Below are 15,282 nucleotides of genomic sequence, written 5' to 3'. Positions count from 1 at the left end.
TGTGGTTCATGTTCATCATTACACAATGGCTAAAGCTCACCGGCGACGACCACTAAATGATGGGCAATAAAAAGCCGCCCAAATAGGCGGCTTGGTTTGGCGAAATAGTCCTCATTAATCTTGCGCGGTTTCCGCTAAGATAATGCGTAGCGAGCGACGCAGTGGCTCAGCCGCCCCCCAAAGCAGTTGGTCACCCACGGTAAAGGCGTTGAGGAAATCATCACCCATTGCCAGTTTACGTAGGCGGCCTACCGGGATCGATAACGTGCCTGTCACCTTCGCTGGGCTCAAGTCAGTCATGGTCACTTCACGTTCATTAGGTACTACTTTCACCCAATCATTGTGCGAACCAATCATCTCTTCGATTTCATCCATTGGTACCGCTTTTTTAAGCTTCACCGTTAAGGCCTGGCTGTGACAACGCATTGCACCAATACGTACGCAAGTGCCATCGATAGGGATTGGATTGTCTTGTAGACCTAAGATTTTGTTGGTTTCAACAGTCGCTTTCCACTCTTCCTTACTCTGACCATTATCACGTTTCACATCAATCCAAGGGATCAGTGAGCCCGCTAGTGGCACGCCAAAGTTATCGGCAGGGAAATCATCGGAGCGAAGGGTCTGGGCGACTTTACGGTCGATGTCGAGAATCGAGGTCGCGGGACTGGCAAGATCGGTGTTAACCGCATCATTAATCACACCCATTTGACTGATCAGCTCGCGCATATGCTTCGCGCCAGAGCCAGACGCGGCTTGATAGGTTTGTGCCGTCATCCACTCGACTAAACCTGATTGGTAAAGACCGCCTAGGCCCATTAGCATCAAGCTAACGGTGCAGTTACCGCCCACAAAGGTGCGTGTACCGCCGTGGATCCCCGCTTGAATCTGTTTAAAGTTAATCGGATCCAAGGTGATGATACTATCATCTGCCATTCGCAATGATGAGGCTGCATCAATCCAGTAGCCTTTCCAGCCAGCTTGACGCAACTTAGGATAAACCGCGTTGGTGTAATCCCCGCCTTGGCAGGTGATAATAGCATCTAGGGTTTTGAGGGCCTCAATGTCGTAAGCATCTTTAAGCATGCCCGCATCTTTGCCGAAATTCGGGGCCGCGATGCCAACTTGTGAGGTGCTGAAGAAGACAGGCTCAATATGGTCAAAGTCTTTTTCTTCTACCATACGCTGCATCAGCACAGATCCCACCATGCCACGCCAGCCAATTAAACCTACTCGCATCATAATTTCACACTCCATGTTGTGTGACTGAACCAAACGCTTAACCAGATAAGCACGGTTCGGTCAGTGAAAAAACGCTTTTGATACTAACACGTCGATTTACGATAGTCAGGTCAAGGTCGTTAACTGTTCAATTCCTCATCAAACCAAAGGAATCCAGACAGACGTGTATGAAGACATTTAACGTATGCGCGACGAAAAAACACACAGTCAGCAACAAAATGAAAACTGAATTTTAATCAATTTAAAACTAACTCTTTCCCTAGGTTTAACCTGAATACGGTAATCGCAACCTAATTCGCGGAAGACTCACATTACTGGCAAAAATGTTTCCCATCTCTTTGTGGTGTTAGCTAGAGTATGTCGCCTCACAAACGGAATAGGATACTGACACACGGAGAGTGATGTGAGTTTAGCCCTAGTTAAAGGGGGTAAATTGCGCAGGGAGTAGTCGCGCTATCACATTAGGTCCACCTTCCAATAATGATGTCGATACGTTCGCCCCACGGCTTTGCAAGGAGTGCGACGTGAAGAAGGTTAAGGTTATGACAACACAACAAGCAAGACTGCCATCAGTCTTTCAAGTGATTCTCTCGCTCGGTATATTTCTCGCGCTAGCGTTTTCATTTACGGCAAAACTCGATCTCCCGATCCAATTGGCCCTGTTTATCGGCTGGTTCGTGATCATGGTATTAGGCCTAAAACTCGGTCATCAATATAAAGACCTTGAGGCTGCTGCCACGAAAGGGATCTCAAATGGTTTAGGCGCTGTGCTTATTCTGCTTTCGGTCGGTGCCTTAGTCGGTACATGGATTGCAGGTGGTATCGTTCCAACCATTATCTTCTATGGTCTAAAAGCAATTCACCCTTCTATTTTCCTTCTTGCGACCATGTTGATTTGTTCCCTCACCGCATTGGCTACCGGAACCTCTTGGGGTTCGGCAGGTACAGCCGGCATCGCAATGATGGGCATTGGACAAGGGTTGGGTATTCCTGCCCCCATGACCGCAGGCGCCGTGCTTTCTGGTTGTTACTTTGGTGACAAAATGTCGCCGCTCTCAGATTCGGTGATTTTGGCCTCATCAATGTCAGGCGTTGAGATCGTTGAGCACATTAAAGGCATGCTGCCTATTGCACTGATCAGCTACATCATCACCGGTATCCTCTTTACCGCTGTAGGGTGGCACTACGCGGGCAACGTGGACATGGGCCAAGTTGAGACCGTGATGTTGGCCATGGAAGATCAATTTGTGATCACGCCGCTCTCTTTCATTCCAGTTTTGGCGGTATTGGTATTGCTTGCGATGCGTCTACCCTCGTTCCCTGTGATTAGCTTTGGCTCGTTACTGGGTATTGTATGGGCTGTGATGCTACAAGACATGACTCCCGTGCAGGCAATCAACACCGCGTGGGCGCCTTTTCACATCTCCTCGGGCGTCGATTTTATTGATGCCATCTTAAACCGTGGCGGCATGGAATCGATGCTAGGCTCGGTTGCGGTGATCGTGTTTGGTCTTGGTTTCGGCGGATTGCTGGAAAAAGTCGGCGTCTTACATACCATTGCGAATCTGTTTGAGCGTCGTGTTAACAGCGCAGGTAGCCTAGCCACCTCAACCATTGGTACGGCGTTTATGGGGAACATTTTTGGCTCAGCGATGTATGTATCTCTGATTCTGACACCAAAAATCTGTGCCAAAAACTACGACCGCTTAGGTTATCAACGCAAAAACCTATCGCGAAATGCTGAGTTCGGCGGCACGCTGACATCAGGCATGGTGCCGTGGAGTGACAATGGTATCTACATGGCCAGCATTCTGGGTGTCGCAACCCTGTCTTACGCCCCGTTCATGTGGTTAAGCTTTGTGTGTATCGCTGTCACCATCGTAACCAGCTACATGGGATGGTTTGTTGACAAAGTAGATGACAAACAAACTGCGGCGGAAACCATGACGCCTGCAGCAGAGAAAGCATAATCTTTTTTTGTTACGCGGCGAAGCACGCTCGCCGCGGGCAATCTGAAGATAAAGAAGGCGCCGAATCGGCGCCTTCTTTGTTTGCATACCAAGTACTCAACTCTCGCTAGCGCAATGAATCGAGGTACTCAGGTAAAAAGAGCGAAATTTGCGGAATGTAGGTAATCAGCATTAAGAACACCAGTAGCAAGCTTAGCCAAGGCAGCGCCGCCTTGATTGCCCAACCAATGGACTCACCAGTAATCCCCGCCGTCACAAATAGGTTTAGCCCAACCGGTGGGGTCAGCATCCCGATTTCCATATTGACCACCATAATGATCCCCAAATGAATGGGGTCGATGCCCAACTGCATGGCGATGGGGAACAAAATCGGCGCCATAATCAACAAAATCGCCGACGGTTCCATAAAGTTTCCCGCAATCAATAGGAGAATATTGACCACGATTAAAAAGCCCCATGCAGGCAGCCCCCATGCCACAATGCTTTCAGCAATGGTATGTGGAATACGCTCAGTGGTCAGCACATGAGCAAACAACATCGCATTGGCAATGATAAAGAGCAGCATAATGCTAACCTTAGCGGCATCTTTTACTACATGGGCCACTTCTTTATCGGTTGCCGAGCGTATCATCACCCAAGGCAGCTGGACGATATTACGCCCCCAAGCACGAATTGATGACTCGCCCTCAACACGCCACGGGGTGTCTTTCAGCGGTCCGATATCACGGTATCCCCACACACTCACCAACCATGCGTACACAGCCGCAACTGAAGCCGCTTCAGTCGGGCTGGCTATGCCACCATAGATAGAGCCCAACACAATGATGATAAGCATGAGTCCGCCCATCGCTCGCGCCCCTGAGCCAAGCACTGCGCTAACGCCTGGGAAAGGTTGTGAGGGTAAGCCTTTAATGCGTGCGACAATGTAAATCGCGACCATCAGGATCCCGCCCATCATTAAGCCCGGAATAAAGCCCGCCATAAACATCTTCGAGGCAGACACTTCCGTTGCCGCCGCATATACCAGCATCACAATTGACGGTGGGATCAATATCCCCAAGGTGCCCGCATTGGCGATTACCCCAGCGGCAAACGCTTTTGGATAGCCTGCTCTTACCATCCCAACAATCACAATCGAGCCAATGGCTGCAACCGTTGCAGGCGATGAACCAGAGACTGCCGCAAACAGCATGCACGCCATGACAGATGCCATCGCCAATCCACCACGTACATGGCCGACGCAATCAACCGCAAAATTAATTAACCGACGCGCCACTCCTCCAGTTGAGAGAAAGGCAGAAGATAAGATGAAAAAAGGAATCGCCAACAGCGTGTAATGGTGCGTCGTCGCTTCAAAAAGTTTCAGAGAAATCGAGGCAAGGGAATCATTGGAGAACAGCAAAATAGTACTGACACTCGATAACCCCAGCGCAATGGCAATGGGCATGCCCATGAACATGCACAAAAACAATAACCCAAACAAAACCGCAATGGTCATTTTGATTCCTCCTTGCCTTCCGCTGGACGGCGTGTTGGCATACCCTCAACACCTTCTTCAGCGAGATGCATGCTCTCCTTCGCTTCATCAGCAAAGCCAAAACCCAGACGCTTGCCTTGAATGACTTCGATAGCCACAGTGATCATGCGCAGTCCAAGCAAAGCGAACCCGATCAGCAAGCACAGCATGGCTTTCCACTTTTCTATCGGAATGTCTTCCATTTCAATCGCAATTAGCTTCATCTTGCTCAGGTAGACCCAACTGCCATAGAAAAACAGCATGCAGTACACCATGGCGAGCGCCAGTGCAATTAAGGTCACTGTCTTTTGCAGTGACGGTGAAAAGGTTTTCACCAAGGCATCTACCCCAATATGCGCGCCTTCTCGGATCCCCCATGACGCGCCAATCAGCACCATCCAGGCCGATAAATACAAGGTGGCCTCTTGTGCCCAAAGCAAGCCTTCGTTAAAGAAGAAACGCAGCACCACCTCCACAAAGACCAACAAGGTCGTCGCCACCAGCAGTAGCCCAATGACGGTTTCTTCGAATCGATGCAAGAACTTGATCATCCTACACTCCCTACGGATGAACCCGGTCAGACCGGAGATAAAACAAAAGCCGGGGTATCCCCGGCTAGATATTATTGATTGGCTTGTACCGCCGCTTGAATCAAGTCAGCACCAATCTCATCCTCAAATTGCTGCCACACTGGCTGCATAGCTTCGACCCACTCACCACGCTCTTTGTCGGTCAAAGTGAGAATTTGGCTGCGTCCTGAGTCAATGATCTTCTGGCGGTCATCATCTGCTTTTTGTTGCGCAATTTGATTGCCATAAGCCACTGACTCATCCAACGCTTTTTTCAGCACTTCACGGTCAGCATCTGGGAGTTGCATCCAAAATTCCGCCGAGGTGGTAACCATGTAATCAAGCACACCATGATTTGAGGCTGTGATATAAGGCTGAACTTCAAAGAACTTCTTCGAATAAATGTTTGACCAGGTATTCTCTTGGCCATCAATGGCTCGGGTTTGTAGAAGGGTAAAGACTTCTGAGAAGGGCTTTTTAAGCGGCACCGCGTCTACCGCATCAAATTGTGCCGCCAACACATCCGAGCTCATGATACGGAATTTCTTACCAGACGCATCACTCGGTACCCGTAGTGGCTCACTGGCAGACAATTGCTTGAGGCCGTTATGCAGATAGCCCAGCCCGATCATGCCTTTGCTTTTGACCGACTGCAGCAACGATTGCCCCGCATCTGATTGCTGAAAACGGTCAACCGCTTCCATGTCCTCAAACAAAAATGGCAAATCGAAGACTTGGAGTTTTTTGGTGTACTTGGAGAATTTAGATAAAGAAGGGGCAATAAACTGGACATCACCAAGTAGGAGCGCTTCCATCTCCTTGCCGTCACCAAACAATTGTGAGTTTGGATACACTTCCACTTCGTATTTGTCACCAATACGCTCAGCGACAAGATCTCGGAAATGCAGCGCCATTTGTCCTTTGGGCGTGTTTTCTGCCACCACGTGGGAGAACTTAATCACTTCAGGGGCAGCGTGAGCTGCACTCGCTAACGTGACTGATAGTGCAATTGCAGACAATGTCAGCTTTTTCATTGTTCAACCTCTTTCCTTGTGCCAGTGAGGTCACTCATGACATTTGAGTGACGTTTAAATAACGTTTCGTTTACGTTTTAGGCGCTCAAGGTCAATCTGTGAACAAGGAAGAAGGAACAATTCAGCGTGGATCGACGAAAACGGGATCGGACCAAAAAGAAATGGGTGAAAATTCACCCATTACTGATTAGCCTCATCGATCACTTTGGTCTTGATGATTAGTCGTCGCGACTGGTTAATCGTCGCTGCAGTTGATCACGCAGATTAGGCGGGGTGCCTTTGATAGTCAGGGTATCGGTCTCTGGATCATAAAAGACGCGTTCACCTAACAGCATGGCATCGAAGTTTACCGATAAGCCGCCACCAGCCCCTACAAATTTGGTAAGTTTTCGCATGGTCGTCCGATCGGCAGGAAATTGCTCTTCAAGCTCATAACCTTGTTGATTGGCATACTGGTAGAAATCGACACCGTCAGGCGTTGGCGGTAATTCTTGAGCAAGCTCTTTCACTACCACTTCATCGCCTGATTTAAGTTGATCATTACAATAATCAAAGACCTGCTTGCGATACGCGTTCTTTTCTTCTTTTTCCAAACGCGCATCATCGCAGTAATCTTCCACGGCCTGCATCAACACTTGGTTTTGCTGTTTACTGTCCATGCCCACTTGCGCTTGCAAGAAGTCGAGGAAAAAGTCAGCAATTTTGCGTCCGACTCGGCCTTTGATGAAGGACAAATATCGGTTGGAGTCTGCGTCGGTCTCCCATGTGGAGAGATCGATGCGCGCCGCAATATCCATCTTACTCACGTCAAGGTACTCAGTCGCATTGACGTCAAGCTCATCCGTCACCCGCAAACTGTGCTTAGATTCGACCACTCCAATAAACAGATAATCGGTCGCAAGCGCACGATAATGCGCCATGATTAATGTACCGCTGTCGGCAAAGGGGTACTTAGCAAGTTCATTACGCAAACGTTCGACAGCTTTTTCAGAAAAAGTACGAAAGTCGAGGGCTTGGTCACGATATTCCTTTAACCACTGCTGAAATTCACTGTCAGTGTCAAATAAAGCAAACCCTTTGCCTGCTTTTGCGTGATATACCCGATGTACATCGGCCATCAGATTGTCAGTTTGATCGTTGAGCGGTAACGGTCCGTCACGAAGATGAACGTTAAGCGAATCATCATCTTGCTTAACGATTTGATGCAATATTACGTTAGAAAGCGTGAGGCTCATGATTGAAAAGATTTTCAGTAAGACTAAAGTGTGGGTTATTATACGCAGCTTTGGTTTTATTACGACAAGACGAATTTATGCCTGTAACTTCAAAGTATGACGACAAACAAGTGGAACGCATCATCAGTGATGTTGTCAATGTGTTAGAACAACACGATGCGTCAACAGATTTGTCGCTCATGGTGGTCGGTAACGTCGCCACCAATATCCTGAATCAGAATATTCCTGCCGCGCAACGTCAGGCTTTTGCCGAGAAATTCGCCCAAGCGTTGTTGTCTTCTATCGACAAACAATAACGCACCGTGCAGCAGCATCTTAAAAGAGAAGAATAAAGACGTATGGTTGATAGCGGAACATCGTATCGTGACAAAGTATCTCAGCTGATTAGCTGGGGGCATTGGTTTAGCTTTTTTAATATCATTGCCGCTATGTTGCTTGGCACACGCTATATCAGCCAGTCAGGATGGCCCGAAACACTGTTAGGACAAACGTACCTGATTTTTAACTGGGTCGGCCATTTTGGCTTTCTTGTGTTTGCGTTGTACATACTGATCATCTTCCCGGCGAGTTTTATCATTCCCTCACAGCGCTTAATGCGCTTGTTTGCCGTACTGGTGGCAACCACGGGTATGATGGTGTTGCTGCTCGATATTTATGCCTACGAAACCCTCCACCTCCATCTTAACCCCTTGGTGTGGGAGCTGTTGTTAAGCGGCGAAAAAACTGACATGAATGCACACTGGCAATACCTCTTTGTTGCCGTGCCAGCTATCTTTATTCTCCAATTAATCATGTCAGAATGGGTGTGGCGTAAACTTCGTAAACTGACGCGCAAGCGCATCGGGATCCCGGTCGCGACCGTGTTTGCAATCTGCTTTATTTCTAGCCATCTGATCCATATTTGGGCCGACGCATTTATCTATAGTCCCGTGACTGCGCAACGCTCGACCTTCCCTGTCTCCTATCCAATGACAGCGAAGACCTTTATGGAAAAATATGGCTTGCTGGATAGGCAAGAATACCAACGTCTCCGCGAACAGCGGGGTCAGGAAAATAGCGAGGTCATTCGCTATCCCCTAGAGCCTCTCGCGTTTGCACCGGATGCGAGTAAATATCAGAAAAACCTATTGATGGTAATGATCGAGGGGCTGCGCGCCGACATGCTCAACCCAGTGACCATGCCGCATCTTTACCAGTTTGCCAATGAGAACCTGTGGTTTAAAAATCACTTCAGCAGCAGCAATGACGACATGGCTGGGCTGTTTGGGCTCTTCTATGGTCTTCCCGGCAGCTATGCACAAAGTGCACGCACGGAAGGCCTGCGTCCGGTACTCATGAATACATTGAATAATCGTCGCTACCAGATTGGACTATTCAGTGGCGATGGTTTTACCAATCCAATTTATTACCAAAGTATCTTTAGCGCCGACTTACAAAGCGATGATCTGCCTGATCTCCCAGCTTGGCAAGCCGATGCAGAAGCAGTCTCTCAGATGCAAGCATGGCTTGCGGCGCGTGATACATCGCCTTGGTTTGGTTATCTGGAGCTCGCTACCGTGAGTGACTACGAGCAAAGCGGTGACTATCCACAACCATTCCAGCCGTCATTAGATAGCGCAATGGCCGGCGTCGATACCCAAACGGCGCTGGTATTGAAAAATAGCTACAACAATGCCGCGCACTATGTCGATGATCAGCTTGGCGCTTTATTGGAAGACTTGAAACAATCGGGACAGCTCGAAAACACGGTGGTTATGATTACGTCCAACCATGGTATGGAGTTTAACGAAACCGGTTTAAATACATGGGGTTCCAATACCAATTACAGCCGTTATCAGTTGCAAGTGCCTTTAGTCATGCATTGGCCAAATCAAGCACCAGAACAAATTACTCATTACAGTAGTCACCTAGATGTGGCCCCCACCTTGATGGAGTCCATGCTGTCAGTGAGCTCACCCGCTGAAAACTACAGCAGTGGGACCAATTTGTTCGAGCTGAAAAATCGCCCGCGTAAATGGGTTATTGCTGGAGATAGCCGTGATATCGTGGTCGTGCAGCCACAAAAGACCACGGTAGTGGACAAATTTGGTAACTATAAAGTGTATGATAAGCACTATACCCCCTTGCCGGAAGGCAAGCCGCAGCTGTCTGTATTGATGCAAGTCATGCATGAATTGAAGCGTTTCTATCACCCAGAAGAGCATGACCGTTAATTTCAATCACGAAGTGGCGCATTAATAGCCAAACGATTGAAAAACAGGAAAACAATACCGTTGAGTAATTGACAGCTGTGAGGGTGATTCGTAATATAGCGCTTAGTCGGTCTGTAGCGCAGCCTGGTAGCGCACTGTCATGGGGTGTCAGGGGTCGCTGGTTCAAATCCAGTCAGACCGACCAATCTTCTCGCCCGCCACTCTCTGAGTGGCGGGCTTTTTCATTTCTACGGTTGGCTTGCGGTTCGACCGACAAAGGCGGCAACAATGGTGTCATCACCTAGCTGTCGGGAAAAGACATAAGCATTGTCTTGGGCAATGGCCCGATGTACCCCTGCGCCTACGGCGGGATGCTGCTGTCTAAACTGAGCCACCTTACGCCAATGGGCTAACAAACGCTGTTGCTTTGGAGTACGTGACCACACCATGTCAGAGCGCGTGCCCTGGTGGAAATCATCTCCATAGGGACCCAAGTCTCGCCCAACCTCGTCGCCATAATACACTTGAATAGCCCCCGGTGTGAGCAAGAGTGCATTGGCCGCGCCGCGTTGCATCGCCATATCTTTGAAGCGGCTATAGAACAGCTCGGTATCATGTGACGACATATAGCTCACAGGAATAAAATCCGCTTCGTTTTGCATGGTTTGGGCGTAAGCATGATAAGTGTCTTCCATTTGGCTGAGACAGTACGCACCTTTGTCCATCTGTTTTTGCAGGTCAAAGTTGATGAGCGCATCAAAACCTTGATCGAAATACGGGCTGCGATAGGCGCTGTGGCCCCACACTTCTCCCATCATCCAAAAAGGCGCGCCGGACTGCTGATGCTTCTGTCGCCACGATGCCAAAGCGGCACTGGCTTTCTGTTTGAGCGCTCGCCAGATCTCACCATCGACATGTTTAACCGTATCGACGCGAAACCCATCTATCCCAAAGCGTTCAACCCACTGAGTTTGCCACTCAAGTAAATAATCGCTAACCGTATAGCCATCTTGGGCTTTTACACGTGTGCCAGGGTTATCAAGCAACCACTGAGGCGGCGTCACTGACTGAGTCGATTCAGTTTTAAAGTCAGGAAGCCCTGCCAAAGTCAGGGTTTGATCGCTGGATCCAGGTGCATCGTAGCCCGGTAGTCCCGCACGTACCCAATCTTTACCCCACCAGTGCTGCCAGTTTGCACTTTGATAATTCACCGCTTGGTGAAAATCATGCCAATTTTGCCCTTTTTTGGGGTGCCAATCTTGCCATTGCGGTGGTAACGCGTCCGCATTCACCACCTCAATGCCATCTTGTTGTAAGTCCGCTAAGGTGGCGTAACCAGGATGGTTAACCACTGCATCAAGAAAGACCTTCATGCCACGTTGATGTGCGGCCTCTACCAGTTTTTTCAGCACCGCATCATCGCCAAAGTTTTGGTCTACTTGCGTAAAGTCTCGCGCCCAATAGCCGTGATAAGCATAAAAAGGAAACGCGCCTTTACTGCCGCCTCCAACAAAGCCGTGTACCTGCTCGACAATGGGTGACAGCCAAATCACATCCGTACCCAGTGATTGAATATAATCGAGCTTTTCGAGTACCCCCTGTAAATCACCACCATGGAAGGTACCAATGTTCTGTTGATTATCGGCGTGGCGACCGTAGCTGTGATCATTGCTTGGATCACCGTTGTGAAAGCGATCAACCATCACAAAGTAGATATTGGCATTGCGGTAGGTAAATGCCTGAGGTTCGCGCTCGGTCGGCGCTAATAATATCAATCCACCGCTATTTGATGCTGGTGTCAGCGTCACCTGATGGTCGCGAACACGTACAACCTGACCGCTGAGCGCCTCTTTCAATAGTGTGCCATCGGCGAATGCCTCACCAACAGTAAGGGTGACAGGGCCACCGCGATAAACTGGGCATTGCACATCAGGCAAAGGCCGTTTAAACACAGTCGCGTTTTTTTTAGGTTCTCGCTTAATACTCAGTGTGTGGGTGCTAGGATCGAAATAGAAACCATAGTCACCGGCAAAGCGAATATTGACCTCAAAGTGGCTCTCCGCGTGGCACGATAAAGGAATTGGCGTGTTGAATTTGACTCGGCTCGGTGAGGTCGCGTCGCATTCACCGTCAAGCCCACTAACCGAGACCTTGTAAGTGTTTTTACCCAATGAGAAAACAGTGGGATGCTGGTCAGTAAGCGGCCCATCCGTTTGCGTGGTTGACGTTGAAACCGTGATATGTGGCGCTGCAAACACCGAGGCTGAACAAGCAACCGCCACAGCCAGCGCAATGCGCCGCCAAGAAAATAAGGGGATCATGATCGTGCTCCTTGCCATTTTCTACTAGGGTAAAAAAACAGCAAGGTGATAACATCATTCTTGGCTCTCAGCCCTAAAAGTGTGAGGGCTAACCAGAGAGGGCGGAGTTAATCGGTTTTCATAGACTCTCATCAATGCCGAATAGCTCGGCGATCTCGTCTGCGGGCACAGGTCGGCTATACAGAAAGCCTTGTCCGAAGGTACAGCCTAGCTCACGCAATATCGCTTGTTGGTGAGTGGTTTCAATCCCTTCTGCCACTACGCCCATGCCGAGACTATCGGCCATTGCGATCATCGCAGACACGATCGCCACTTCCTCTTCATCCGGAGCTTCACTTTGGATATCTTTGATAAAGTGTCGATCGATTTTCAACTTAGAGATCGGGTATCGTTTTAAATAGGCCATCGACGAATACCCAGTCCCAAAGTCATCAATCGCAATACCCACCCCTTTTTCTCGCAACTGCTCCAACACTTTCAGTGCACTGGCTTGATTTTCAATTAGGGTGTTTTCGGTGATCTCCAACTCGAGAAAGCGCGGATCGGCGCCCGTTTTTTCCAGTGCTTCAGCCACGACCTGCGTAAAGGTAATATCCGCTAGATTGCGTGGTGAGATATTTACCGCCAACGAGACCATTAGACCCGCATCTTGCCACTGTTTTAACTGACGACACCCTGTTTCCACCACCCACTGGGTGATATCGTGAATAATCGAGCGCTCTTCAGCCACGTCAATAAAATGAAACGGCGAGAGCACGCCTCGTTCAGGATGGTGCCAACGCAGCAGTGCCTCAACACCAATAATGTTGCCGGTCACAAGATCCACTTGTGGCTGATAGAAAAGCTCAAGCTCTTCGTTTTGCACGCATTGCCGTAGCTCCACCGCTAAGCGCAATTTGTTGTTGGCTTCGACGGTTAGCGCATCATTGTAAAACGCATACGTGTTGCGACCCGATTTTTTGGCGAAGTACATCGCAGAATCGGCAAAGGTCAGTAGCTCTTCGGTATTGGCCGCATTATCTGGGTATTGGGCAATGCCGATACTGACACCGATCTGAGCATCAATCCCCCCGCTGAGCACAAACAAGCGGTTCATCGCCTGAATAATGTCTTCGGACAAACTGACACATGCGGCTTTGTCACTGTGAATTAAACGCAGCACCACGAACTCATCTCCGCCCAGTCGCGCTAAGGTGTCCCCTTCTCTTAACAAACCATACAAGCGTTGACTCACCAGCTTTAGCAGCTCATCGCCCACGGCGTGTCCGTGGTTATCATTAACAAATTTAAACTGGTCAAGGTCGAGGAACATCAGAGCCAGTTTGCCATGAGCCCCCATGGGCATCTTGAGTGCTTGTCTAGTGCGAGATGCCAATAGTAAGCGATTCGGCAAGCCGGTCAGTGCATCATAGTGCGCCAAATCAATCAGCTTTTTCTCTGAGTCTTTTAGCTTGGAGATGTCTGAAAAGACGCCAACATAGTTCACCACCTCACCGGCGTCGTTCTTTACCACACTGATAGAAAGCAGTTGTGGATATACCACCCCATCTTTGCGCCGATTCCATATTTCTCCTTTCCATCGGCCTTGTTGGGCAACCTCTTCCCACATCGCGCGGAAAAAGGCTTTATCATGACGTCCTGAGTTAAGAATGGACGGATCGTTCCCTAGAACATCGTCCTCTTGATAGCCCGTAATCGCACTAAAACCCCCATTGACTGCCACAATCTTGGCGTCTGCATCCGTCACCAGCACCCCTTCGCTCGATTGTTCAAAGATTTTTGCGTTGAGCATCAGCTTACGCTCAACCTCAAGTCGCTCTGAAACATCATGGATCACGGAAAAGAGTAATTTGACATGGCCTATGGTGATGGGTGAAGAGTGCACCTCAACCTGACGCACCTCACCGCTTTTTAAACGGTGAGAGAAAATAAAGTAGTTTTTATCACGCTGACGCGCTTGGGAAAGGCTTTGACGCAACGCACTCTCGGTATGGGTATTAATATCGCTGATCCGCATGGATGTCAGTGTCGCATGGTCATAGCCGTAAAACTGTTGGGCACTGTCGTTAGCATCGACAATGTCGCCACTTTTGGCATCCAGCAGTAACATCACAGCGTCGTGACGCTTAAAAATACTGCGGAAACGATGGCTATCATCCACAACCCGACCAATTGATTGTGCAAAGCTGCGGCCAGCATTATAGCGACCGTAGAGTCCTCCTAGCCAAAAGCCGAGTACAATGACACCCATTAGCCAGACTCTCGGGTGCCAACGCACACCGTGCCAGCCATCTTCAGGGATCCCGAGTAAACGCCATTGACCTGATGGCAAACTCATCGTCACGATGACTGGATCCTGCGTGTGTATCTGCGGCGTCCCATAGATAGGCTTAAACGACTCAGTCAGCCGTCGGCGCCCTTCTAAGGCAACTTGAACGGGTAACCGCTCACCTTGGGTAAAGCTGTCGGTAAACAACGCCTCAATGTCTAGCACCGTGGAAAGCACGCCCCACGGCAGGTGCTTACGGGCATTGGTAATGCTTTGTCGCGCAATTAACGCCGTTCCACCTTGCAGCAACTCAACAGGCCCTGAGATTACGGGTTTATCAGAGGCATGGGCGTTACGCACGCTTTCTAGTTGTGACGGAACATCGTGATAATCCGTACCGAGCAGGGTTTCGCCCACCGACTCCGGATAGACATGACTAATCACCCAATTTCGCGCGGCACCAAAATTAAGAATATGGGAAGATTGAGACATCAATTGCGCCGCGAACTCGGCAAATGCCTCTTGGGTAAGCTCAGGATTTAAACTGATATAGGTTGCTAGGCCGTAGCTTAAATCCATGTTTTGTGTCACGTTAAGCTCTATACGAGACCGATAGGCCAATAATGCCGCGCGCACTTTATCTATCTGTTTATCATGCTCTTGTTGGTATAGCCAGAATTCCACTGACGCGACAACAAGCACGAAGACCATGATAGAAATCAGTATATTGTATATAAACCCTACTCGGGCCGAACGACGGGCGACAGAGTCCAGCGCCGAGGGAACTGCTTGCTGCATGACGCAATACAACCTTATTTCGCCCACTTTTTTAGGCGAACATGATGAACAACTTCAGGCGTAGCACGGGATTATATAACCGCCGCGTAGAATCGCCAGCACTTAGGGCCGGTTTGTGATGAATGGTGTCCGACAACAT

The 15,282-nt window shown here is 49.2% G+C and carries 10 protein-coding genes and 1 tRNA gene; 4 read left to right on the top strand and 7 right to left on the bottom strand.

The genetic code is table 11. The features are described 5' to 3' along the window. Positions 1 to 114 precede the first annotated feature (114 nt). Complete coding sequence (gene asd / locus BGK46_RS13465; RefSeq protein ID WP_069590083.1) at positions 115 to 1,236, bottom strand: aspartate-semialdehyde dehydrogenase; 1,122 nt, start codon at positions 1,234 to 1,236, stop codon at positions 115 to 117. Between the two features lie 545 nt (positions 1,237 to 1,781). Here asd and nhaC point away from each other — a divergent pair. Next, entirely contained in the window at positions 1,782 to 3,209 is a 1,428-nt protein-coding gene (gene nhaC, locus BGK46_RS13460; protein WP_069590047.1) for a Na+/H+ antiporter NhaC, read from the top strand. A 106-nt stretch (positions 3,210 to 3,315) separates the two neighbouring features. On the opposite strand, the gene BGK46_RS13455 is transcribed toward nhaC, so the two are convergent. The 4 genes from BGK46_RS13455 to yejK all read right to left on the bottom strand — a co-directional run bounded on the left by BGK46_RS13455 (position 3,316) and on the right by yejK (position 7,563). Next, positions 3,316 to 4,707, bottom strand: coding sequence for a TRAP transporter large permease (locus BGK46_RS13455; RefSeq protein WP_069590045.1), 1,392 nt, complete (start codon positions 4,705 to 4,707; stop codon positions 3,316 to 3,318). Further along, entirely contained in the window at positions 4,704 to 5,276 is a 573-nt protein-coding gene (locus BGK46_RS13450; RefSeq protein WP_069590043.1) for a TRAP transporter small permease, read from the bottom strand. Before BGK46_RS13450 ends, BGK46_RS13455 begins: the two co-directional genes overlap by 4 nt. A gap of 71 nt (positions 5,277 to 5,347) precedes the next feature. Continuing rightward, the gene (locus BGK46_RS13445; protein ID WP_069590042.1) at positions 5,348 to 6,328 is read right to left on the bottom strand and encodes a TRAP transporter substrate-binding protein; all 981 of its coding nucleotides are present in this window, start codon (positions 6,326 to 6,328) and stop codon (positions 5,348 to 5,350) included. Positions 6,329 to 6,546: 218 nt separating this feature from the next. After that, positions 6,547 to 7,563 carry a nucleoid-associated protein YejK gene (yejK, locus tag BGK46_RS13440; protein WP_069590039.1) on the bottom strand — a complete coding sequence of 339 codons (1,017 nt, stop codon included), beginning with the start codon at positions 7,561 to 7,563 and terminating at the stop codon, positions 6,547 to 6,549. A gap of 77 nt (positions 7,564 to 7,640) precedes the next feature. On the opposite strand from yejK, the gene BGK46_RS13435 reads away from it, so the two are divergent. The 3 genes from BGK46_RS13435 to BGK46_RS13425 all read left to right on the top strand — a co-directional run bounded on the left by BGK46_RS13435 (position 7,641) and on the right by BGK46_RS13425 (position 9,960). Then, positions 7,641 to 7,859 carry a YejL family protein gene (locus BGK46_RS13435; protein ID WP_069590037.1) on the top strand — a complete coding sequence of 73 codons (219 nt, stop codon included), beginning with the start codon at positions 7,641 to 7,643 and terminating at the stop codon, positions 7,857 to 7,859. Positions 7,860 to 7,901: 42 nt separating this feature from the next. Further along, complete coding sequence (locus BGK46_RS13430; RefSeq protein ID WP_069590034.1) at positions 7,902 to 9,776, top strand: DUF3413 domain-containing protein; 1,875 nt, start codon at positions 7,902 to 7,904, stop codon at positions 9,774 to 9,776. Positions 9,777 to 9,883: 107 nt separating this feature from the next. Continuing rightward, positions 9,884 to 9,960, top strand: a tRNA-Pro gene (locus BGK46_RS13425). Between the two features lie 43 nt (positions 9,961 to 10,003). Here BGK46_RS13425 and BGK46_RS13420 read toward each other — a convergent pair. Together BGK46_RS13420 and BGK46_RS13415 are read right to left on the bottom strand one after the other, a co-directional pair. Further along, a complete protein-coding gene (locus tag BGK46_RS13420) occupies positions 10,004 to 12,076 on the bottom strand; it encodes an alpha-amylase (protein ID WP_069590033.1) in 2,073 nt (690 codons plus the stop codon). Positions 12,077 to 12,194: 118 nt separating this feature from the next. Beyond that, the gene (locus BGK46_RS13415) at positions 12,195 to 15,143 is read right to left on the bottom strand and encodes a bifunctional diguanylate cyclase/phosphodiesterase (RefSeq protein ID WP_084781469.1); all 2,949 of its coding nucleotides are present in this window, start codon (positions 15,141 to 15,143) and stop codon (positions 12,195 to 12,197) included. Positions 15,144 to 15,282: the final 139 nt, after the last annotated feature.

The organism is Salinivibrio sp. SS2 (assembly GCF_001722075.1).
GTDB lineage: Bacteria > Pseudomonadota > Gammaproteobacteria > Enterobacterales > Vibrionaceae > Salinivibrio > Salinivibrio proteolyticus.
Note: the sequence above shows the minus strand (reverse complement) of the source record. Positions and strands in the feature narration are given on the sequence as shown.

Bases quoted from the DNA above. Each gene is read 5' to 3' on its own strand.
- BGK46_RS13430 (WP_069590034.1), top strand. From the start codon at position 7,902: ATGGTTGATAGCGGAACATCGTATCGTGACAAAGTATCTCAGCTGATT.
- BGK46_RS13420 (WP_069590033.1), bottom strand. From the start codon at position 12,076: ATGATCCCCTTATTTTCTTGGCGGCGCATTGCGCTGGCTGTGGCGGTT.
- BGK46_RS13435 (WP_069590037.1), top strand. From the start codon at position 7,641: ATGCCTGTAACTTCAAAGTATGACGACAAACAAGTGGAACGCATCATC.
- yejK (WP_069590039.1), bottom strand. From the start codon at position 7,563: ATGAGCCTCACGCTTTCTAACGTAATATTGCATCAAATCGTTAAGCAA.
- nhaC (WP_069590047.1), top strand. From the start codon at position 1,782: ATGACAACACAACAAGCAAGACTGCCATCAGTCTTTCAAGTGATTCTC.
- BGK46_RS13455 (WP_069590045.1), bottom strand. From the start codon at position 4,707: ATGACCATTGCGGTTTTGTTTGGGTTATTGTTTTTGTGCATGTTCATG.
- BGK46_RS13450 (WP_069590043.1), bottom strand. From the start codon at position 5,276: ATGATCAAGTTCTTGCATCGATTCGAAGAAACCGTCATTGGGCTACTG.
- BGK46_RS13445 (WP_069590042.1), bottom strand. From the start codon at position 6,328: ATGAAAAAGCTGACATTGTCTGCAATTGCACTATCAGTCACGTTAGCG.
- asd (WP_069590083.1), bottom strand. From the start codon at position 1,236: ATGCGAGTAGGTTTAATTGGCTGGCGTGGCATGGTGGGATCTGTGCTG.
- BGK46_RS13415 (WP_084781469.1), bottom strand. From the start codon at position 15,143: ATGCAGCAAGCAGTTCCCTCGGCGCTGGACTCTGTCGCCCGTCGTTCG.